The organism is Nostoc sp. FACHB-133 (assembly GCF_014698055.1).
Classification (GTDB): Bacteria; Cyanobacteriota; Cyanobacteriia; order Cyanobacteriales; family Nostocaceae; genus Nostoc.
Genome location: NZ_JACJSH010000017.1, coordinates 1 through 21,451, shown reverse-complemented (window position 1 = coordinate 21,451; position 21,451 = coordinate 1). Strand labels below are relative to the sequence as shown.

General features: G+C 42.3%; 16 protein-coding genes and 1 tRNA gene. 5 read left to right on the top strand and 12 right to left on the bottom strand.

Translation table 11 applies throughout. From position 1 onward, the window contains the following. Positions 1–32: 32 nt before the first annotated feature. The 9 genes from petJ to H6G86_RS15430 form a co-directional block, all read right to left on the bottom strand. A complete protein-coding gene (gene petJ / locus H6G86_RS15470) occupies positions 33–368 on the bottom strand; it encodes a cytochrome c6 PetJ (protein ID WP_190935064.1) in 336 nt (111 codons plus the stop codon). A gap of 538 nt (positions 369–906) precedes the next feature. Beyond that, a complete protein-coding gene (locus H6G86_RS15465; protein WP_190935063.1) occupies positions 907–1,029 on the bottom strand; it encodes an ATP-binding protein in 123 nt (40 codons plus the stop codon). Positions 1,030–1,927: 898 nt separating this feature from the next. Further along, entirely contained in the window at positions 1,928–2,656 is a 729-nt protein-coding gene (locus tag H6G86_RS15460) for an ABC transporter ATP-binding protein (protein ID WP_012407914.1), read from the bottom strand. A 303-nt stretch (positions 2,657–2,959) separates the two neighbouring features. Continuing rightward, on the bottom strand, positions 2,960–3,184 hold the full coding sequence (locus tag H6G86_RS15455) for a ferredoxin family protein (RefSeq protein ID WP_012407913.1): 225 nt from the start codon (positions 3,182–3,184) through the stop codon (positions 2,960–2,962). Positions 3,185–3,388: 204 nt separating this feature from the next. Continuing rightward, complete coding sequence (locus H6G86_RS15450) at positions 3,389–4,600, bottom strand: ATP phosphoribosyltransferase regulatory subunit (RefSeq protein WP_114080719.1); 1,212 nt, start codon at positions 4,598–4,600, stop codon at positions 3,389–3,391. Further along, the gene (locus tag H6G86_RS15445) at positions 4,600–5,571 is read right to left on the bottom strand and encodes a J domain-containing protein (protein WP_190935062.1); all 972 of its coding nucleotides are present in this window, start codon (positions 5,569–5,571) and stop codon (positions 4,600–4,602) included. Before H6G86_RS15445 ends, H6G86_RS15450 begins: the two co-directional genes overlap by 1 nt. 80 nt (positions 5,572–5,651) lie before the next feature. Then, the gene (locus H6G86_RS15440) at positions 5,652–6,464 is read right to left on the bottom strand and encodes an inositol monophosphatase family protein (RefSeq protein ID WP_190935061.1); all 813 of its coding nucleotides are present in this window, start codon (positions 6,462–6,464) and stop codon (positions 5,652–5,654) included. Positions 6,465–6,551: 87 nt separating this feature from the next. Continuing rightward, positions 6,552–7,097, bottom strand: a complete 546-nt coding sequence (locus tag H6G86_RS15435) for a thermonuclease family protein (protein WP_190935060.1) — start codon at positions 7,095–7,097, stop codon at positions 6,552–6,554. Positions 7,098–7,209: 112 nt separating this feature from the next. Next, the gene (locus H6G86_RS15430; RefSeq protein WP_163927587.1) at positions 7,210–7,578 is read right to left on the bottom strand and encodes a 2Fe-2S iron-sulfur cluster-binding protein; all 369 of its coding nucleotides are present in this window, start codon (positions 7,576–7,578) and stop codon (positions 7,210–7,212) included. Between the two features lie 107 nt (positions 7,579–7,685). Between H6G86_RS15430 and H6G86_RS15425 the strand changes: the two genes are divergently transcribed. The 3 genes from H6G86_RS15425 (at position 7,686) to H6G86_RS15415 (ending at position 9,733) form a co-directional block, all read left to right on the top strand. Further along, positions 7,686–7,770 (top strand) — tRNA-Ser (locus H6G86_RS15425). Positions 7,771–8,410: 640 nt separating this feature from the next. Next, entirely contained in the window at positions 8,411–9,091 is a 681-nt protein-coding gene (locus H6G86_RS15420; protein WP_114080714.1) for a HEAT repeat domain-containing protein, read from the top strand. Between the two features lie 75 nt (positions 9,092–9,166). Then, positions 9,167–9,733, top strand: coding sequence for a phycobiliprotein lyase (locus H6G86_RS15415; RefSeq protein ID WP_163927586.1), 567 nt, complete (start codon positions 9,167–9,169; stop codon positions 9,731–9,733). A 448-nt stretch (positions 9,734–10,181) separates the two neighbouring features. Here the strand turns inward: H6G86_RS15415 and H6G86_RS15410 are convergent, their stop codons facing one another. Beyond that, on the bottom strand, positions 10,182–11,705 hold the full coding sequence (locus tag H6G86_RS15410) for a site-2 protease family protein (protein ID WP_190935147.1): 1,524 nt from the start codon (positions 11,703–11,705) through the stop codon (positions 10,182–10,184). Between the two features lie 171 nt (positions 11,706–11,876). Between H6G86_RS15410 and H6G86_RS15405 the strand changes: the two genes are divergently transcribed. Both H6G86_RS15405 and H6G86_RS15400 read left to right on the top strand, forming a co-directional pair. Next, positions 11,877–12,611 carry an MBL fold metallo-hydrolase gene (locus H6G86_RS15405; protein ID WP_190935059.1) on the top strand — a complete coding sequence of 245 codons (735 nt, stop codon included), beginning with the start codon at positions 11,877–11,879 and terminating at the stop codon, positions 12,609–12,611. A gap of 151 nt (positions 12,612–12,762) precedes the next feature. Then, on the top strand, positions 12,763–19,125 hold the full coding sequence (locus tag H6G86_RS15400) for an AAA family ATPase (protein ID WP_190935058.1): 6,363 nt from the start codon (positions 12,763–12,765) through the stop codon (positions 19,123–19,125). A 195-nt stretch (positions 19,126–19,320) separates the two neighbouring features. On the opposite strand, the gene H6G86_RS15395 is transcribed toward H6G86_RS15400, so the two are convergent. Beyond that, positions 19,321–20,271: an amino acid ABC transporter substrate-binding protein gene (locus H6G86_RS15395; protein WP_242064829.1), complete on the bottom strand. Its 951-nt coding sequence runs from the start codon at positions 20,269–20,271 to the stop codon at positions 19,321–19,323. A 152-nt stretch (positions 20,272–20,423) separates the two neighbouring features. Beyond that, positions 20,424–21,451: NAD(P)/FAD-dependent oxidoreductase (locus H6G86_RS15390; RefSeq protein WP_190935056.1), on the bottom strand; the 1,028-nt coding region annotated here is incomplete at its 5' end.

Genomic DNA, 21,451 nt, shown 5'->3' with positions numbered 1-21,451 from the left:
ATCTTCATACAGAAATGGTATTAGATTTTAATCTACTTCCAGTCCTTATCTGCTTGTGAAAGCACGTAAGCAGCTACATTTTCAATTTGGTCAGCTTTTAAACGTTTGCCGAAGGCAGGCATAGCATTTTTACCATTTGTAACTTGGGCAATAATTGCCTCTGCTGAGTACAAACCATACTTTTCCAAAGCTTCCTTCTTCAGGTTTTTTGCTGCTTGAACCAGATTCTTACCTCCCGCATGACAAGAAGCACAATTAGCACTAAATACTTTAGCTCCACTAACGGCATCTGCTGCCAAAGCTGGGCTACTGAAGGCAAAGGTGAAGATTGCTATGCCTAACAGTATGACTTTCATCATTTTTTTCATTTCTTGTTCCCTCTACAATAGCGGCTTATTTGATGCAATATCTTCCATAATTGTCAGTTGAGCCGCTCTGATAGTCAAACGACGTACTGTCAAACTTCGCTTTAAAGCTTTGGGTTTTTGAGTGTTTTGGATTTTAACACAAAGTTATATATAGCTACAAATTATTTTTCATTTTTTTCAGAAAACATGAATCAGTTTATCTGTGACTTAATATGTCTTTATTAAAACTAGAAAAACTGATTAATTAGGCACAAAAAACTACTTATCTTGAGCAGTATTTGTGCAAAACTTTCAACCCTAAATTCTTAGGGACTCCAAGTAAAAAACATTCCAAAACTGACGCAAAAATTCTCTCTATTTCTTCTATCTCTGTGTTCTCTGCGCGGCAGTCGCTCATGGGGGAAACCCCCAAGACCGCGCTGCCTTGTCTCTGTGGTTTGTTTATTTGGATAATTTATTTCTTGGAAATCCCTTAAAACTTCTAGCTTGAGTATTGCCAGATATCTGTAGTTATTTATAAAAAAATAACTTTAAAATTTTACACAGGTAGTTCAATTAGAAATTCAGTACCTTCACCAATAACCGAGCTAAAACTCAATTTCCCACCGTGGGTTTCTTCAACAATCTGCCGAGCAATGTCTGACGACAAGCCGCTTTGCATCTACTTCGGCTTCAACGCCTTTGCAGCACTCAATGAGTTGAGTAATTCCTCTAGCTGTTGAGTAACCGAATTTGTGAGTGCGCCTAACTTATCACTGACCCGATACAATTTCCAGCTACGCTTGCTTAATGGAACCTAATGCTTCTCCTCTACGCAATGCCATAAAAAGAATGGATGAGCTAGGAGAGCAACCCTTAACGAACTATGTGTTTTCTGTTTGATTTCTAGCCAGTTGTGATGAAGCGGTGACGCTTGCTCTGCTTGTTTACTGCATCCACCATTTAAGGTAGTTTACAGAGCGTGAGCGTCAACAACTGGCCATTGGGTGGGATTTTTGAGACGGGAATCGATCCCTTGTAGAAGTTTCTCAATGTCCCAGTAACCCTGCTGATATATCAATTAAAACTGGAACATAAAAATTTTGGATGCCAAATTGCCAAAAGCACTCAATCAATTTTGATTAGGGTAAACATAGGCGTTTTTATACCATAAAAAACGTCCCAGATTTCCTCTAGAGCGACTTTGCAGTAGTTATTTTGAATCGGAATTATATCAAAAAGTGATGCAGAGCTTTATATATAGGAAGTTTAGTACGTCCTCTTGTTCAATTGGGGTTCTGGCAAATCCGGTTAATTTGCATTTTTATAATTTTTCCTGAATGAATGTCCTGTTTTACCTTTTGACTTGCTGTAGATGTGATTAGAAACGCAAGGATTATTGGGGAGAATTCTTTGAGCATCGAAAACGACGGTCGCGGCAGTGGCAGGAATTGTTATAGCTTTTGTATTAGTTTATAGATAGCGTAGGCACAGACTGCCTTCGACATCGCTATCGGCTCGTGAAGTTTCCTTATTTAAAGTGGTGTTATGTTGAATGGGGCAAGAGTGATTAAAGATGGTTAATGTCTTTTACCTGCTCCCAGATATAGTTCACCCACTTTAGGATCGTTCAACAGTTCTTGACCAAGGCCCGATATAGCATCGCGTCCAGACTCCAGTACATAGCCGCGATCAGCCATCTCTAAGGCTTTACGGGCATTTTGTTCTACTAATACGATCGCAGTTCCCGCCTGATTAATTTGTTTAATCTGCTCAAATACTTGTGTCACTAAGATCGGGGATAAAGCAGCAGATGGTTCATCCAAAATCAGCAAACTAGGTTCCAACATCAAAGCTTTACCCATCGCTAGCATCTGGCGTTCTCCTCCAGAGAGAGTACCAGCCCGTTGACGACGGCGATCGCTCAGTTTGGGGAACATGGTAAATATTTTATCTTTAATTGGTTTCAGGGGAACATTAAGTACAAAAGCACCCATCTCCAAGTTCTCTTCAACACTGAGAGAGGGGAAAACATTGGCGATTTGCGGTACATAGCACATTCCTCGTTGAACAATTTCATTGGACTTTAGCCCCACGATATTTTCACCTTTGAAGGTAATTGTGCCTGTGTGGGGGATCAAAAGCCCAAAAATTGCTTTTGCCAAAGTAGATTTACCAGCACCGTTGGGGCCAATCACTGTTACCAATTCTCCTGGGGCAACCAGGAAATTCACACCTTGCAGGATATCTACATCTTTGATGTATCCAGCATGGACATTTTGTACATCTAGTAAATAGTCATTTGTCATTTGTCATTTGTCATTTGTAGTTTGTCATTAGTCAAAAATAGTAAAAGGGGCAGGGAGCGTGGAGCAGTGGGAGAAACCCATAAATTTAATTTATGGGCTTGAGGCAAGGACGTATTATTTCTTATGGCACTTTCCGCTCAAAATAAATATTTTTACTTTTGAGAATAAATAAATTTATTTGCTCTGAAACCCTTGTGTCAGTATATTTCCAGTATCTTCCCCCTGCCCGCTTCCCTCTGCTCCCCTGCCTCTTTGGTCAACAGTCAAGTCAAAAAATAACTATTGACTGTTGACTATGGACTATTACGGAGTTTTTTGCAACTCCGGTCGTTCTTCTGCCAGAATCGCCCCTTCTACTGGGCAAACTTGGAGACATATACCACAGTCGATGCAAGTGGCAAAGTCAATCCAGTACCAATCTGTTCCCTTGGCATTTTTGCCTGGGCCATCATGAATACAAGCTACTGGACAGGCATCTACGCAGTCAGCTACGCCTTCACAGACTTCTGTAACAATTGTGTGCGGCATGTTCTCGATTCCCTCTTTTCTGTATCGGCTATTTCTAGCCTAGCAGGGGAGGCAGGGGAGTAGTGAGCAGGGGAGCAGGAAAGATTAGGGGACGAGGGGACAAGGAGGGTAAGGGGAAATTATTGAACAAGTCTCTTCCTTGTCTCCCCCCTCTTCCTTGTCTCTTCTCTATGTCCCATGCCCCATGCCCCATTCCCAACTCACTTAACGCAATGACTCAATTTTGGGTGAACCATCAGCTTTAATCCAAGCAATTTGAGCTATGCTGCGATCGCGTGCATATTGGCGAATAGCGTCTGCATCCCTTCCCCCTAAATCAATTTCTACCCGCACTAAATGGGTGGAATCTCTAAGTTTTTGCGCGTAGGCAAAGGCAGGGGCGTTAGCACTCGCAGTCTCTGGTACTACTAACCAGTTACTCGCTGGGGTTACTTGCGGTAATTGTTGAGTAGATAACAAAATTTGGTATAAATCTTCGATGTTGAGTCCAAAACCAATTCCGGGTATATTTTCTCCTTGGGGATGATATAGACCCAAAAGCTGGTCGTAGCGACCACCACGCCCTAAAACTCTGGCTTGGGATTCGGTGTCGTTGACAACTTCAAAGACAATACCAGTGTAGTAATCTATGGTCTGGATCAGGCTGAGATCGAGGATTAAAGGAAATTTTTTCTCTGATTCTAGTAATTCTACTAGGGATTTGAGGTTATTCACTGCCTCTCGCTGTTCTTCGTCTAGATCCAAACTACTAACTTTTTGTAACACGTCTGCACTGGGGCCGCGCAAATCCAGCATGATTCTGGCGCGATCGCGTAGTTTGTCACTCAAGGGTAAAGTATCTATGGTAATGCGGTCGAGATGAGCGATCGCACTGCGAACTTTATCCTGTAAATTAGCCGGAAATGCACTCAGGAGCGATCGCGTAATTCCCGCTTCACCTAAAATTAAGTGCCATTGTCGCAAACCCAATGCTGCTAAACAATCTGCGACTAACAGCAGTACTTCCGCATTCGCCAGCAATCCGCCAGCACCTAACAACTCCACCCCAGCTTGATAAAACTCTTGCTGGCGATTATGCCTACTTTCCCACGTGCGGCGAAACACATTGGCGTTGTAGTACAACCGTTGCGGATAAGTTGCATTTGCCATGCGAGTGACAACAGTACGAGCAATGGATGCTGTTAATTCTGGACGTAGCCCTAATTCATCATCTTCGCCATTTTGTAGTTGAATCACCATCTGGCGCTGAATTGCTTCCCCTGCCATCAAGGTATCCATACGCTCTAAAGTTGAGGTGATAATCCTGTGATATCCCCAACGATGAAACACCTGCTGTAACCGATCTTCAATCCAGCGTTTTTTCTCCACATCCAAGGGCAATAAATCCCTGGCACCCGATGCTGGTTGATACACCATTATTTTTTCTTCCCACCAAACAAACCACCGAACAAACCACCACTACCAGATTTATCTGGTTGCTTATCTCCATTATTGGCGGATGAAGTCACCTTATGATCGCTAGGGTGTTGTGCTAATGCCTTATCTATTTTAGGTTTCCATTGCAGAGCCATTTCGTCACTGGGATCTAGCTTTAAAGCGTTTTCAAAGTGGATTTTTGCCATTTTTAGCTGATTTTGCCTCAAATACACCATTGCAATCAAGCTATGGCAGCGACTATTTTTAGGTTCTAGCTTCAGGGCATCTTGCAACTCTACTTTGGCTTGGGCAAATTGGTTTTTGTCAATCAAAGATTGAGCGCGACGAACATACTGTTCTACAACCGTGTCTTCTTTTGGTGGCGCTGGTACTGGCGCTGGTACTGGTTCTGGGAGTGTATTTTTTGGTGTACTTGGTTGAGGTGTACCTGATTGAACTTTGGGTTGAGCAGGTGGCGGCGCGGCGGATGTTTTGCTTGCACTCCGCATTAAATAGACTAAATTCAACTCACTAATTTGGGCAAGGACTTGCTGCACTTGGTCTAAAGAATCATATTGGCTTTGAGCTAGTTTAGCGATCGCACTTTTATAGACATGATCGAAATTAGGTGACTTAGCTAACTCTTTAGCCAAATCGGTGGTGAGAGTTAACGAAGCAGACTCTTGTAACAAGCGCTTGCCGATTTGCGACAAAATTAAAATATATTCCGTGCGAGTGCGATCGCCAGCAAGTTTTTCGTAAGCTGGGTTAACCAACTTTGATAACAATTCGTTTCCTAGCTGTTTTTGTTCATCACTTTCAGTAAATCTACTATCCGGGTGTAAGCGGCGGGCAATTTGGAGATAGCGTTTCCGAATCTCTTTGACATCCGCATCAACTGGAACGCACAATATTGCGTGATGATCTATGAAATCATATTTAAATAATCCACGATCTATTTTGAAAGACATATAGACTTTTTGCACCAAAGGAGCAGTTAGATTCCTTTTAGTTTACCCAAAGTCGGAGGGAAAGCCCCCACCCCCATGTGCTATACCCAGGCTGACAGTGGCGGAACCTGTAACAGTTCGTTACTGAGGGAGTCGTGAATATAACCATTTGTGGCCAGAATTCTACCTGACTCAATTTTGACAGGGGTGCCATTGTATGCAGTGACTTTGCCCCCAGCTTCTTGTAACAAAATTATCCCGGCGGCAATATCCCAAGGAGAAAGCCCTCTTTCCCAGTAACCATCGACACGCCCACAGGCAACATAAGCCAAATCTAGCGATGCTGAACCGCTACGTCTAACCCCTTGCGTAAGGTGGGTAAGGTGACTAAATTCTGCGTAGTTGTTATCAGAGGTTTCACGGCGATCGTAGGCAAATCCAGTTACTAGTAGGCTTTTACTCAGTTCAGATGTTGCTGAAACATTGATGGGACGACGGTTTCGCGTTGCTCCCAAGCCAGCACCAGCGCGGAATAGCTCATTATGGAATGGGTCATAAATTACACCAACTTCTGGAACGCCATTAATTAACAGCCCAATAGAAACTGCAAAAAATGGGTATTGATGGGCGTAGTTGGTTGTGCCATCTAGAGGATCTATTGCCCAGAGGTATTCATTTTCTTGATTACCTAATTTGCCTGATTCTTCAGCGAGGATAGAGTGCTGGGGAAAATGGCGACGCAAAATTTCTAAAATCAACTCTTCTGAAGCTTTATCAGCAGCCGTGACTAAATCACCAGGGCGACCTTTTTCAATAATTGCGTCTTCTAACTTACCCAAGTAACCCTGCAAAATAGCACCAGCAGCTAAGGCTGCTTCTGTAGCAATATCTAGAAAAATTTGTATATTTGTCATTTGTCATTTGTCATTGGTTCATCTCCTCCCATTCCCCATACTTCGACTGCGCTCAGTACAAGTTCCCAATTCTCAATTCCCAACCTTTCAAAGATTTTGGCGGCGAAACTCGGCGGGAGTAAGGCGCATGGGTTTTTCTGGGTTCCAGATTCCTTGGCCCATGAGTCTAGCCCATTGTTGGGCACGTTCTAAACGCTGGTCATATTTGTGGTTAGGCGATCGCCCAACAAACATTGCATTGCCTTGTTTAACTAATTCTTCATTCAATAACACCTTATTTTTCCATACATAAGCTAGAGTTCGCCCGATTTTATCTTTTGCTTCTAAATCAAACTCCAGTTCGACCAATTCTTCTGCACCACCAATAAGATTCTCTAACTGTTCTTTTGCTGCTTCTCCCCAAGGTCTCTGTCGCAAATCTGGTGCATCAACGCCAACTAACCGTACTTGGGAAATCAAATTCGGTTGTTCAGCCATTCCTAACACTTCCAAACTTTGCCCACTAACTACCCGCGCTACTTTCACCTGAGCCTGATTATTTGGCAACTGGTTTTTACTTTGGCAACTCACCAAGAGCAATAAGCAAACCAAAATAGTTATTTTTCGTACCCAGTTACCAAGACTCCCAACCATCACAAATTCTCCTACGGTCGCTGCTGCGCCTAGCGAGCAGAACCTCTTGCCCTTTACCTCCTGCTCCCTGCCGCTTGCCCCCTGCCCCCTGCTCCCTGCCTTCTTCAATTGTTTATTCCTCATCTAACGGTAAACCCGCTTTTACTTTCCCCTTAGCAAAATAGCGTCCAAACTGGAGTTCGTAGACTTCATCTTCGTCTTGTGTCTCTACTTCCAAGTCAGAACGGGGATAACTCACACACAAAAGGGCATAACCTTGCTGACGTAAATCTGGCGACAATCCGATCGCCTCTGGTTGATAAATTTCTCCCGACAATACCCTTACAGCACAAGCGGTACAAGCCCCGTTGCGACAAGAAAACGGTAGTTCCACACCTTGTTTTTCGGCAGTGTGCAGGATGTAGCGGTCTTCTGGCACTTGTAGGGTGTATGTTTTGCCAGTGGCGCGATCGCGAACTTTAATTGTGTATGTACGAGACATCTGGATTTGCGTTGTAGAATTAGGACTTTCAGATTCAATCTAAGAATATCTTTCTTTATCTTTGCATTTTCTGGGATTCTATAGTATGATCGTAACTTGTGGCACCTGGAGAGGTGGCCGAGTGGTTTAAGGCGCAGACCTGGAAAGTCTGTTTAGGGAAACTTAACGGGGGTTCGAATCCCCCCCTCTCCGTTCTGAAACCTAGTCTAAATATATAGTTTGAACCAGACTTCTACAAATGGTCGGGTTACATAAATCGCGGGATATTGCCAAATATATTCTTAAAATTTCTTTGAAAGTGGGTTCGCCTTCCGCAGGAAAGGTGTCTTAAAAACCAATGTGATTCAGCTAAGGCTAAAAACCGAAACTGGCATAGGTTGGGAAGCCACTGCGCCCTTGCGGTTTTTACGACTTGTTCGTGGCTAGTTCCAAGCGAGAAGCAAGTGGCGTTTGAGTAACGAAACCCACATTTTATACTAGTAAACTTTATACCTACAACTAAAGTTTTCATTAATACTTCTTTCCTCCCCCTGCCCTTCAAGGGTAGGTTTTTTAGAATCTCAAAAATAGTTGAGAAAATTCTCAATTGTTTAACGTGGTTTGGTCATTTCAGGATTTAAGCATCGGCTGAAATAGCCAAAAAATGACCAAATACAAAATACCTACCCTTGAAAGCTGCCCTCTGCCCCTTGCCCACTCTTGTAACATTTATTTATTTTTCACTCATAATTGAGTCATTTTGTAAAGTCGCCAAACTCCTACTTCACGATAGCGACAGCCTGATGAAAGGATCGAGTAAATTAAGATAAGTAAAGAAAATGCTTTGAACTACATGACAGCTCTCAGCTTACAAGAAATTTCTACTCAGTTAGAAAGTCCGAACTTACGCGATCGCATGGTAGCTCTTGCTAATCTGCGTCATGTTTCTCCTGAAGAGGCAGTCCCTTTAATTAAAAAGGTACTAGACGACGAATCTTTGCAACTGCGATCGATGGCAATATTTGCCCTTGGAATCAAGCCAACACCAGAATGTTATTCAATTTTGGTCAGAATTCTCGAAAATGACCCCGATTATGGCATCCGCGCTGATGCTGCTGGTGCTTTAGGATATTTGGGCGATGCCAGAGCTTTTGAAGTGCTTTCACGGGCGTTTTATGAAGATACTGATTGGCTAGTACGCTTTAGTGCAGCTGTTTCTCTAGGTAACATTAAAGATCCCCGTGCCCGTCAACTTCTTCTTCAGGCATTGGATAGCAAAGAAGTAGTGTTGCAACAAGCTGCAATTTCTGCGCTCGGAGAAATTAAAGATATTGAGTCTGTCGATCAGATTCTACGCTTTGCCCAATCTGATGATTGGTTAGTCAGACAACGTTTGGCAGAAGCTTTGGGTAATCTTCCCACTCCCAAGAGTGTCTCAGCTTTAAAATACTTAGAAAAAGACAATCATTTCAACGTTGCTGAGGCAGCCAGAATTGGCCTCAAGAAGCTTGAGGAAATAGGCAATCAAGCTTAATAATATTAGAGCCTCCTGCTACCTTTTAATAATTAAGTGGGAATTTTAGCATTTTGATGCAGGGTAATTTCATTCATGAATATTGAAGAGTTTTTTCAGTTAAGTGCTGGTAAATGGTTTTCTCATCGGACTAGTCAACATTTGGCTTTGAATGAATCTGAGCATAGCAAGTCAGACATTATCATTGAGACTTTAGCAGTAGATCATCCAGAAGCGATCAAACTGTGTCAACAGTACGAAATTAATCCTAGTTCCGCCTCCTGTGCTATCAAAATTAACTGGAATGGCACAATGGAAAAGGAGCAAACAAAACATAGTGGTTCAACTGTGTTAGTTTCAGTACCCGATGCAGATAATCCGTCTGAAGGCAAGTTACTGCGGGAAATAGTTGATGCTGAGAAAACTCCAGTTGCTGGACACTACAAATTTGACAGTGATGGTGCTTTAATCCTAACTATAGAAGATGAAAACATCTGGTCAGAGGAGCGCCTGTGGTTTGCTAGCCCCAATTTGCGAATGCGGGTAAATGTCCTCAAGAGTTTTGGTGGATTTAGCATTACTTCCTTCACTTCTGAGATTCGTATGGGTGGTTTTCCACCTGCTGCGAAAGCTTCCGAGGCAGCTAATTCAGTATCGAGTTAGTTGTAGCGTATTTTGCCTATTTAGGACTTACGCAAAACTATACGCGCTCAGGGGCAATTTATAAATTGCCCCTACCTAGAAATCAGGGTTTAGTTAAACTGTGTCCTTGCTAGGAATTGCTTCTGGCAAACGGCTTGAGGTATTAATGTGTAATTTCACCCAAACAAAAAAAGGAATTGCTAACAGTTGAGTTGTGGATGAAAAGACAATTAGGCAGTAATTGAGCGATCGTATAAAATGCCCATTAAAGCGCTATCTAAAAATCAGGATAAACTATAGCCAGTACTAAAAATTCCATATTGAAACATGGGATTTTATAAAAAACCAGTTAACATTGAATCTTGAAATTAGTGAAGAATAATTCTGTTTCAATCAAAAATACCAAGCTATGGTTAATTTCATAGTTGGGAAAAATATATCTAGATTTTTATGGCTGCGTTGCTACTTTTTAAATTTGCAAAAAGTTAGCGATCGCTTGCGGTAATGGCAAAATAATTACAATCAACAAAGCCATTGCCAGTAATCCCCAAATATCACGTTTGTTATCCAATTCAGTGACATCATTCAGTGCAGGCTCATCAATCAACGGCATAAATAATAAGATAATCGCCCACATCAAAAATTCTTCCCGAATTAATGAAAGTAATAGCAAGAGGAGGCGAGCCACTTGACCAATCATAATCGCAACTCGTTGTCCAAACATTGCATGGACAATGTGGCCTCCATCAAGTTGTCCCACAGGCATTAAATTTAACGCCGTCACAATGAGTCCGATAAAACCAGCTACTCCAACTGGATGCAAATCAAGGGCTGATTTTGCTGTTAACTGACTTCCCAAGGCTAGCTTCGACAGTAGCGCTAGTAAGATGGAATATTTGGGATTAAGGGCATCAGGATTCAAAAATCGGGTTTTTTCTTCAATCAGGGGAACCACCTCAGAATGAGCCAAGCCCCATATTAGTAATGGCAAGGTAACAACAAAGCCTGCAAGTGGCCCAGCGATACTAATGTCAAATAATGCTTTGCGGTTGGGAATAGGACTACGCATCTGAATAAATGCACCGAAAGTTCCCAAAAAGAAAGGCATTGGAATAAAGTAAGGCAACGTCGAGCGAATTTTGTAGAATTTAGCCGTCAAATAATGCCCAAGTTCGTGAATCCCCAAAATAGTCATTAAACCTAAAGCATAAGGTAATCCTTTGAATAGGACATCTGGGTTAGATAGAACTTTGAACAAAGAGCCCATTTCCCATAGAGGCGGAAGAGAAGTACCAGCAATTTCCACTCCCACCAAGGTAGTAGTTATCAAAGTCGCTACTAGTAGTAGAAGTGCTAATCCTGGTCGAGTTAAGCGTTCTTGGTCGCGTCGGGGTGTATTTCTCTCTTTAGCAGCCTGAATATTAGGAACCAGCACAAAGAAAGGTTTGTCATTTAAACCTTCTTGAAAGATCAACACGAAGCGATCGCCAAATTGTGCTTCAATATTAGTCTTAATCTGCTGGTAAGCGTTGCTGGCTTTAGTTCGCAACTGACCCCGGCAAATTACGGCTTGTGGTCGATACTCAATATTTTGAACGTAATATACAGACCAAGGAAAACAATTTCGCAGTTGAGTTTCTTCTGTTGGCTCAATGGGACGCACTAATGGTTCTGGGGTAGGCTGGATAATCGGCTGTGATTCTGAGGCTTGGGCTGGAACTTCGGTTTGTGTATCTCTTGGCACTCGCCGCCCCCCTAGAAACAATATCCAGTACAACACTGTGCAGACAAATAACGACGAAACAATCAGCCCTGGTGGTGGAGGTTGTTTCGCCCCATATATCAGTGTCCATCCACTTAACAATAATGCTGGTGTCATTAAAACCAGCCACAACAACCATACTGGCGTTCGAGTGATGTGAGCGACACTGTGCTGCACCATTAGATAAGTAGCTAGCCCCAGTAGGAGGATAAACAGAAACCAAAATGCCATGTTATCTTCAGTAATTTTGACAAAACGCCCTACCAGTAGCTTCAGCACCATAGCATTAACTACGAGGCAGACCTCAAATCCCAATTTTTTCAGATGGTTACAGTTTAATTCTTCAGAATTTCTACACTGTAACCAGATTGTCCACAACTCCTCAGTTCCGGTTCTTTGATTATGTGCCCTTTACCTCAACAGCCAAGTCATACAACTAAGCCACCACGGGCTGTCTTTCCTCAAGAAATTCCTAGCGGAAGTTCCTTGCAATCAGACTTCGCACAAGATAGCATTTTTGCTTTCCCACCCAATCGGGACACATTAGGGGGAACCTCTTATTTTATTGTAAGAAATGAAGGCAATATCCTCATAGATTGCCCTGCCCTAGACCAAACAAATCAAGACTTTTTAGCAGCGCATGGAGGGGTGCGTTGGTTATTTCTCACCCATCGAGGTGCTATAGGCAAAACTGCTGAAATTCAGAAAGCCTTGGATTGTGAAGTCCTGATGCAAGAACAAGAAGCTTATTTATTACCAGGCTTACCCGTAACTACCTTTAGTCAAGAATTTACTCTTGATGCGGCAGTCAAAATTATTTGGACACCAGGTCATTCTCCCGGATCATCTTGCCTACACTACAGTAAGCTTGGAGGTATATTGTTTTCTGGTCGCCATTTGGTTCCTAATCAGAAGGGCGATGCAGTACCATTACGGATAACTAAAACCTTTCACTGGCCACGACAAATCAACAGTGTTCAGTTATTATTAGAACATTTTACACCAGAAACTCTCAGGTACATTTGTCCCGGAGCTAATACAGGTTTTCTTAGGGGCAAGCGTTTTATAGATCGAGCTTATCAACACCTCACCTCTCTGGATTTACCAGCTTTGCTGCGGATGCAGCCTCTTATTTAAAATAAAGACTTCTTCACGAGTATAAAAAACTTATCCTAATGCTCAATACTCAATAAAGTATGGTTCTTTTTGATACTGATGTAAAATATAATTTAAGGAAGATGCTGTCTGGGGAATTCTAGCGTTAGACAAGGAATTCTGGTAAAAATTTATGAGTGCAAAAGTTGATGCAACTGTAAGGATCGCTGGCTACCAAATTATAGAGCAACTTTATTCTGGTTCTCGGACTCAAGTGTATCGGGCAATACGAGAATGCGATCGCCAACCAGTTGTCATCAAGCTCTTAAAACGAGAATATCCAAGTTTTAGCGAATTAATCCAGTTTCGCAACCAATATGCGATAGCTAAAAACCTAGATATTCCCAGCATCATTAAACCTTACAGCCTAGAACCCCATCACAATGGCTATGCCCTAGTTATGGAAGACTTTGGTGGCATCTCCTTGCGACAATTTACCCAAAGACAACCACTGAGCTTAGAGGAATTCCTACCCATTGCCTTGCAACTGATAGAGACTTTACACCAGTTGCATCAACAGCGCGTCATTCACAAAGATGTCAAGCCAGCTAATATCCTGATTCATCCTGACACCAGAACAATTAAGCTAATTGACTTCAGTATTGCCTCGCTGCTACCACGAGAAACTCAAGAAATCCAAAGTCCCAACGGACTGGAGGGAACCCTAGCGTATTTGTCGCCAGAGCAAACTGGACGGATGAACCGAGGCATTGACTACCGCAGCGACTTTTATTCATTGGGTGTAACTTTCTTTGAACTACTGAGTGGAAAACTGCCTTTTACATCTCACGATCCGATGGAGTTGTTACATTGTCATATCGCCAAACAGCCTGACTCTATCTGTAATCTCAACCCGGAAATCCCCTTGATGTTGGGAGAGATCGTTTGCAAGTTAATGGCAAAGAATGCCGAAGATCGCTACCAGAGTGCTACGGGACTCAAATATGACTTAGTATTTTGCTTAGAACAATGGCAAAAAACAGGTAAACACACATGGTTTGATTTAGGACAGCACGATATCAGCGATCGCTTTCTCATCCCTGAAAAACTCTACGGACGGGAGCAGGAAATAGAATGCTTACTGGAGGTATTTGGGCGGGTTGCCAATGGTGCAGTGGAACTGATGCTGGTGGCTGGCTTCTCTGGCATTGGTAAAACTGCTGTGGTGAATGAAGTGCATAAGGTTATCGTTCGCTGGAACGGCTACTTCATCAAAGGGAAGTATGATCAGTTCAACCGCAATATTCCCTTGTCTGCTTTTGTACAAGCTTTACGGGATTTGATGGGACAGTTGCTCTCCGAAAGCGACACCCAGTTGGAACAGTGGCGAAACAAAATTCTGTCCGCAATCTCTGAGAGTGGACAGGTGATAATTGAAGTGATTCCAGAATTAGAACGGATTATTGGCACGCAACCGCCAGTACCAGAATTATTGGGAAGTGCTGCACAGAACCGCTTCAATCTGCTGTTTGTGAAATTTATTCAGGTATTTGCTACAAGAGAGCATCCGTTAGTAGTGTTCCTCGACGATTTGCATTGGGCAGATTTGGCATCTCTCAATTTGATGAGGCTGTTAATGGGTGAAATCTTAAAGGGTTATCTATTAATTATTGGCGCATACCGTGATAATGAAGTGTTTGCGGCTCATCCGTTAATGGTAGCCCTGGAAGAGATTGAGAAGGGAGTCACCGTCAGCACCATTACATTAGCTCCTTTGAGTCAAACAGATGTGAATCGTTTGATTGCCGATACATTGAGTTATTCAACAGAAGTTGCCCTGCCGTTAACCGAGCTAGTTTATCAAAAAGCCAAAGGTAATCCGTTTTTTACAACCCAGTTTCTCAAGGCATTACATGAAGATGGACGAATTACCTTTGATTGGGATATAGGTTTGTGGCAGTGTGATTTGGCGCAAGTACCCATACACACGGCAGCTTGTCTTCAGACATCGCTTTCTTTAACGGATGATGTCGTTGAGTTTATGGCAATTCAACTACAAAAGTTGCCACTCGAAACTCAGGAAGTTCTGAAATTGGCAGCCTGTATCGGTAATCAATTTGATTTGGCGACATTGGCGATCGTTTTTGAACAGTCTCCAACCCAAACGGCAAAAGTTTTGTGGAAAGCGTTGCAAGAAGGGTTAGTTTTACCACATTGTGATGTCTATAAGTTTTATCAAGAGTCAGAAGCAATAATAGAATCTTCTGACTTGGGGATTCTGGATTCTGGTTCCTGTGTTTACACATTTTTGCACGATCGCGTCCAACAAGCGGCATATTCTCTCATCCCAGAGGAGCAAAAACAGGCAACTCATCTAAAAATTGGCCAGTTACTCCTGAGTAATACCCCCGAAGGCAACCGGGAAGAACGCATTTTTGAAATTGTCGGTCAACTTAACGTTGCAGCTGAATTAATTACCCAACCCGCAGAACGTCAAGCATTAGCGCAATTTAACCTGATGGCAAGCCGCAAGGCTAAGGCAGCGATCGCCTACACTGCTGCCTGTAAATATGCCCAGGTGGGCATTGGGTTACTCGCCCACAACAGTTGGCAGCATCAGTATGAGTTAACCCTAGCACTCTATCAAGTTGCCACAGAAACTGCCTATCTGAGCGGTGATTTAGAGGAGATGGCAGCCAATGCCCATCTTGTCCTAAATCACGCCAAAACTCCATTAGATAAAATCAGCGTCTATGAGGTGAAAATTGAGGTATTCACTGCTCAGGGTTATTTTGCCAAAGCGATCGCAGCAGCACTTACCATTTTAAAGCAATTGGGAGTGGAACTACCCACAGTGCCTACCCAGGAAGATGTGGCAGTGGCCTTGAGTACCGTCTTAGATGTAATTGGAGAGCGATTCCCTGCCGAGTTGCTCAACCTCAGCGATGCAAGGGATGCAAACATCCTGGCAGCAGCTCGAATTTTGACATCAGTAGCACCCTGCGCTTATCTGTCCCAGCCACAGTTGTATTTACTGGTGATTTTAAAAAAGGTTTATTTATCTGTCGTCTATGGTAATGAATCAACCTCGACCTTTAGCTATGCCTCTTATGGAATATTGATGTGCGGTGTATTCAAAAACGTCGAATTAGGTTATGAATTCGGTCAGTTAGCCCTCGACCTACTATCGCGTTATCAAAATTCCGAATTGAAAGGGAAAACTTTATTATTAGTCTACTTATACACAAGGCATTGGAAAATGCACCTGCGGGAGTTATTACAACCCTTGCAGACTGCTTATTGTAGTTGTTTAGATGTGGGCGATTTGGCTTTCGCGGGTTACTCTGCGTATAACTACGGTTTTTACTCGTATTTTTCAGGACAGAATTTAACACAGCTAGAGCCGGAAGTTGCTGGTTATTGTGAAGCGCTCAAGCACCTGAAGCAAAATCTAGCTCTGAACTATTCCCAATTGATTCGACAAATTTTGCTGAATTTAATGGGAGATGCGGATGATGTTGTGGTGTTGAGTGGTACAGCCTACAATGAACAGCATCAACTTCCATTACATGAAGCAGCAGGCGATCGCACCGGATTAGCATTGCTATGGATTAACAAACTTGTTGTATCGTATCTGTTTTCCGAGTTTGAACAAGCCGTAGAACAAGCTAGGCAAGCGAGACAATATTTAGATGCGATCATTGCTTTTTTATATGTACCCATCTTTCATTTCTATGATTCTTTAGCCCAACTAGCATGGTTTGAGCAACTCTCAGCCCTAGAACAGCAGCAAATAAAAGAATACATTACTGCCAACCAAGAAAAACTTAACTACTGGGCTACCCATGCACCAATGAATTTTCGACACAAATTTGATTTGGTGGAAGCCGAGCGGTATCGAGTATTGGGCAATCGGGCAGAAGCAATTGAATATTACGATCGCGCCATCATTGGAGCCAAAGAACAAGGCTATATTCAAGAAGAAGCACTAGCCAATGAATTAGCTGCCAAATTCTACCTCAAGTGGGGCAAAGAGCAGATTGCTCAGTCATACATGACTCAAGCCTACTATGGTTATGCTCGTTGGGGTGCAAAAACGAAAGTCGTCGATCTAGAAAAACGCTATCCCCAATTACTCACCCCCATCCTTCAGCAAAGTCCTTCTCCTCTCTCAACTAACGAAACTATCTTTGCCTTGGGGAGTCTCACCTCCACCAGTTCTGGCAATTCCAGTAGTAGCAGCATTTCTGTTGCTCTAGATTTAGCTAGTATTCTCAAAGCTTCCCAAACCCTATCTGGCGAAATCGAACTGGAAAAACTGCTTTCAGTATTGCTGCATATCGTCATTGAAAATGCCGGAGCAGATAAGTGTGTGTTCATGCTTTTGGAATCAGGGCGTTTGCTAATTCAGGCGTTAGCACAGCTTTCTTTTGGTATCGGATCTGTAGAGTATATGGGAATTACTCATATTGATTTTTACCCAAAGTTGCTGAATCCACAGCCAATTGAAGACTCTCAGGATGTGCCAGTTGGCTTAATTAATACCGTCAAACGCAGCTTAAAACCAACAGTAATTATTGATGCCACAGTGCATCCTCAATTCATCAACGATCCTTATATTCAGCAACAGCAGCCCAAAAGCATCTTGTGTAGCCCAATATTACATCAGGGGAAGTTGCTGGGCATATTGTATCTGGAAAATAACCTGACAAATGGAGCCTTTACAAGCGATCGCGTCGAACTGCTGAACTTGCTTTGCGCTCAAGCGGCAATTTCTCTGGTGAATGCCCGACTTTATCGAAATTCCCAAAACTATGCTCAACAGTTGACGCAATCTCTAGCAAAATTACAGGCTAGTGAAATCCGCTTCCAAAATTTGGCGAATAATATTCCTGGGATGGTGTACCAATTCCGTTTGGCAGCCGACGGTTCAACTTCAACACCTTACGTTAGCTCTGGCTGTTTTGACTTGTATGGATTAGAGCCAGAGTTAGTGATGGCAGGGATACACAGCCTTTACGCTATGAATCATCCTGACGATCAACCAGCTATTGCAAAAGCGATCGCGTACTCTGCCCAAACTCTGACACCATTTGAGCAAGAATGGCGCATTATCCTGCCTTCAGGAGCCGTGAAATGGATTCAATCTGTGGCTCGGCCAGAGCGACAAGCCGATGGTGCAATCTTATGGGATGGGGTGGTAATTGATATTAGCGATGTCTACGACGAGCTTCGCTTACGCAAACAGGCCGAAGCATCTCTAGCCAAAGAACGAGAGTTCTTGAATGCCATTATTCAAAATATTACAGATGGGATTGTTGTTTGTGACCCTAATGGAAATTTGATCCTATTCAATAACGCAACCCGTGAGTTTCATGGCATATCGGTAGAATCATTACCACCAGAGCAATGGGCACAACACTTCGATCTCTATCAAGCTGATGGTCAAACACCCCTATCAACAGCAGAAATTCCTTTGTTTCGCGCCTTGCAAGGGGAAATAGTTGAAAATGCAGAAATGGTAATTGCACCGAAGCATGGTTCTAAGAGAATTTTGTTAGCAAGCGGACAAGCGATCGTCGATTCTTTAGACAATAAACTTGGTGCAGTAATTGTGATGCGAGATATTAGTGAACGCAAACAAGCAGAACTTACTTTACAGCAAAAATCACTTGATTTGCAACAGGCGCTAAACGATCTACAAAATGCCCAATTACAAATAGTCCAAAGTGAAAAGATGTCTGCACTGGGTAACTTAGTTGCTGGTGTCGCTCACGAAATGAATAATCCCCTCGGTTTTATTGCTGCCAGTCTCAAACAAGCTAAACCTACTATTGCTGATATTATCGAACACTTGAAACTGTATCAAGAAACTTCACTCAGCAAGAACGATCAAATCAAAGATCATGCAGTCGAAATTGAATTAGATTATACCTTAGAAGACTTGCCCAAGATGATTGATTCAATGTCTATGGCGTGCGACAGGTTAAAAAAAATCAGCACCAGTTTAAGAACTTTCTCTCGTGCGGATCAAGATTACAAAGTGCCTTTCAATATCCACCAAGGTATTGATAGCACTATTTTAATTTTGAAACATCGTCTGAAAGGTAATGAACTATGCCCTGCTATTGAAGTTGTCACAAACTACGGTAATTTACCTCAAATTGAATGTTTTCCAGGGCAGCTCAATCAGGTGTTTATGAATATTTTGGCAAATGCGATTGATGCTTTAGATGAGTCAACTCTTGGGCGGAGTTTAGCAGAGATTCAAGAAACTCCTAACCAAATTATAATTACAACCTCAGTCGAGAATAATTTAGTGAAAATTTCCATCGCTGATAATGGTAAGGGAATGAATGAACAAGTTAAAGAAAAAATATTTGACCATTTATTTACTACAAAAATTGTTGGTAAAGGAACTGGGTTAGGGTTGGCGATCGCTCGGCAAATTGTCGAAGAAACTCACGGTGGTAATCTGAGCTGCACTTCTGCACTGGGGCAAGGGACAGAGTTTGTCATTACCTTACCAGTTAAAACTGTGACATTGGATTCATAACAATAAAAGAGTTTTGCTAGAGGTTTAATATACTCTCAAATTTCTTCACCATCAATACTAAGCTATTACGCAAATAAGATTGCACATCAACTGGTGAGGTTATCCTTTGTCCTTGGTAAACACAAATGACTAATGACTAATGACGGCCTAAACGGAAAATATTGCAATATGTATGCGCCTTAGCTTAACTACAGCCTACAAATCTTTCTGGGGAATATCTTCGTGAAACTCTATCATCAATTGCATGGTTTCCACAGCTAAATCACGTAAGTCTCGATTTAGAAATACAACACCTTGAGAACCAAACCAACGGTCAAAAATCGCAACATATTTGGGGTTATTGTTGACAAATCCTTGCATAAACTTGACGAGGGAATAGTTCACTGAATCGAGGAATTTAGAGTTATTCTCAGGAACCATACAAGCAATTCCTTCTCGTGAATAGGGACGAGGAGGTGCGATCGCAAAACTATCTTGATTTTTTGCTGTTTGTAACCATCCCTCTAAAAGAATGCTATCGGATGCAAAAGCGTCAATTTTACCCTGTTCCAAAGCCGCAAATCCTTCTGCTCTAGTCTTAAAATATACAAGTCTGGCTTGGGGTTGTATCTGCTTGATGGCTTGTTCGTTGGTAGTTCCAGCCAGCACACCCACACGCTTGTTAATGAGAGATTCAGGTGAACCTAAATTGCTATCCTTCTTAATTAAGATTTGAGTACCTGTGACACCATAGCTGATTGAAAAATCAACCTTTTTATCTCGCTCCCAAGTAAAACTACTAGCATCACAGATAATATCAACTTGTCGATTAATTATCTTGGGAATTCTTTCTGCTGGGGTAACTCCAACTAATTTAAGTTGAATTTTCTTGCCTAATTCTTTTTCTAACTGCTTCTGGATCAAAGTCAGCATATCCACAGAATAACCAACCAATTTTCCTTGGCTGTCAGAATATGCAAAGGGTAAAGCATCTCTACTTGTACCTGCCGTTAATACTCCTGTCCGTGCTACTTTTTGCATCACAGTTTCTGCCCCTGCAACACCAGGTAGGGATGCTGATAATATCAAACCGAATATTGCACTATATATCTTCGACTTAGTAAAAGCAGGTAAACACGAGAGATTTATTTTAGTACTAACAAACATATTCAAATATTTGGGCATCCACAGTATCAAAGTAAAAAAATTATCTCTGTGAATTGCCAAGTAAGCAGTTCTAGAAATGATTCTTCACATTAGAGACTTAAAGGAAACCTTTGGACTGGCAATTATACCTTGTATTAAAGGAGATTCCCTACCTACTCTTTTTTATCATCATCTCCCAACATTTTCAGTAATTTTCTCGCAGCTAGAATACCTACAACCCCTGCACCGACTATTTCCGCTGCTTGCACCACTTTTTTCCCCACATCATGAGGGTCAAGGTGGTGATGGAAAATCTCTTCATCCACCCATTCTGTTGTTGCTTTAAAGTCGTGAATTGGTGTTGGCAATAGCGTTAAATAAGTGCCTTGACGGATTAAATGCCCAGATTCGCCTGCAACTTCAAAAACATTGAAGAGGTTAGCAGCAGCATCATTTAACCCCAATTTCAAAAGGGTTCCCCGGATGTTAACCTTAACAGGTTTGAGGTCTTCTCCTAGAGCGATCGCTTTCAAATTCTGGGCAATATTTGCTCCTTGCTGATAAGCCACTTGAGCCGTAGGCGGTAGCGAATTATCCTGAACTGCTGCACAATCACCACCGACAAAGACTTCTGGGAAATCGAGTAATTGTAAGGTGGGAGTAACTAAAGGGCGATCACGACGATCTCGATGTTCTTTAGGAATTGGCAAATCTTTAATCAGTGGATGGGTAGAAGTGCCAGCAGTCCAAACTGTAGTATGTGTAGCTAATGTCTCAATTTGATTGTTACGCTTATATTGAATTGAGGTGGAACCAATAGCAGTAGCTTCTGCTTCCACAATCATCTCTATTGGCACAGCACGTTTATTCAATTCCCGTTCGGCAATTTCACGCAATGGGTTATTTATATCGCCATCAAGGATTTCTTTACCATGATTGAGTAATACTACACGAATTTCACTTGAATTTCCTCCCAAAGCGCTATACCAATGTGGTAGAAAATCAGCTAGAGTTGCTGCCATTTCTACACCACTTGCACCACCACCAACAATGACTACTGTTAATAGTTTTCGGCGTTGTTCTAAATCTTCAGTTTGGACGGCTTTTTGCAAACAGTCACGTAAATGTCGGTCAAGAGCGATCGCATCTGCTTGCGTCCAGAAAGGAAAGGCATTAACATTCGCACCTTCAACTTGATGAT

What these genes read in the sequence shown, in the direction of transcription:
- H6G86_RS15420 (WP_114080714.1), top strand. Translation starts at nt 8,411, where the DNA reads ATGACAGCTCTCAGCTTACAAGAAATTTCTACTCAGTTAGAAAGTCCG.
- H6G86_RS15410 (WP_190935147.1), bottom strand. Translation starts at nt 11,705, where the DNA reads ATGGCATTTTGGTTTCTGTTTATCCTCCTACTGGGGCTAGCTACTTAT.
- petJ (WP_190935064.1), bottom strand. Translation starts at nt 368, where the DNA reads ATGAAAAAAATGATGAAAGTCATACTGTTAGGCATAGCAATCTTCACC.
- H6G86_RS15405 (WP_190935059.1), top strand. Translation starts at nt 11,877, where the DNA reads ATGTGCCCTTTACCTCAACAGCCAAGTCATACAACTAAGCCACCACGG.
- H6G86_RS15435 (WP_190935060.1), bottom strand. Translation starts at nt 7,097, where the DNA reads ATGGTTGGGAGTCTTGGTAACTGGGTACGAAAAATAACTATTTTGGTT.
- H6G86_RS15430 (WP_163927587.1), bottom strand. Translation starts at nt 7,578, where the DNA reads ATGTCTCGTACATACACAATTAAAGTTCGCGATCGCGCCACTGGCAAA.
- H6G86_RS15395 (WP_242064829.1), bottom strand. Translation starts at nt 20,271, where the DNA reads ATGTTTGTTAGTACTAAAATAAATCTCTCGTGTTTACCTGCTTTTACT.
- H6G86_RS15465 (WP_190935063.1), bottom strand. Translation starts at nt 1,029, where the DNA reads ATGCAAAGCGGCTTGTCGTCAGACATTGCTCGGCAGATTGTTGAAGAA.
- H6G86_RS15455 (WP_012407913.1), bottom strand. Translation starts at nt 3,184, where the DNA reads ATGCCGCACACAATTGTTACAGAAGTCTGTGAAGGCGTAGCTGACTGC.
- H6G86_RS15445 (WP_190935062.1), bottom strand. Translation starts at nt 5,571, where the DNA reads ATGTCTTTCAAAATAGATCGTGGATTATTTAAATATGATTTCATAGAT.
- H6G86_RS15460 (WP_012407914.1), bottom strand. Translation starts at nt 2,656, where the DNA reads ATGACAAATGACTATTTACTAGATGTACAAAATGTCCATGCTGGATAC.
- H6G86_RS15440 (WP_190935061.1), bottom strand. Translation starts at nt 6,464, where the DNA reads ATGACAAATATACAAATTTTTCTAGATATTGCTACAGAAGCAGCCTTA.
- H6G86_RS15400 (WP_190935058.1), top strand. Translation starts at nt 12,763, where the DNA reads ATGAGTGCAAAAGTTGATGCAACTGTAAGGATCGCTGGCTACCAAATT.
- H6G86_RS15415 (WP_163927586.1), top strand. Translation starts at nt 9,167, where the DNA reads ATGAATATTGAAGAGTTTTTTCAGTTAAGTGCTGGTAAATGGTTTTCT.
- H6G86_RS15450 (WP_114080719.1), bottom strand. Translation starts at nt 4,600, where the DNA reads ATGGTGTATCAACCAGCATCGGGTGCCAGGGATTTATTGCCCTTGGAT.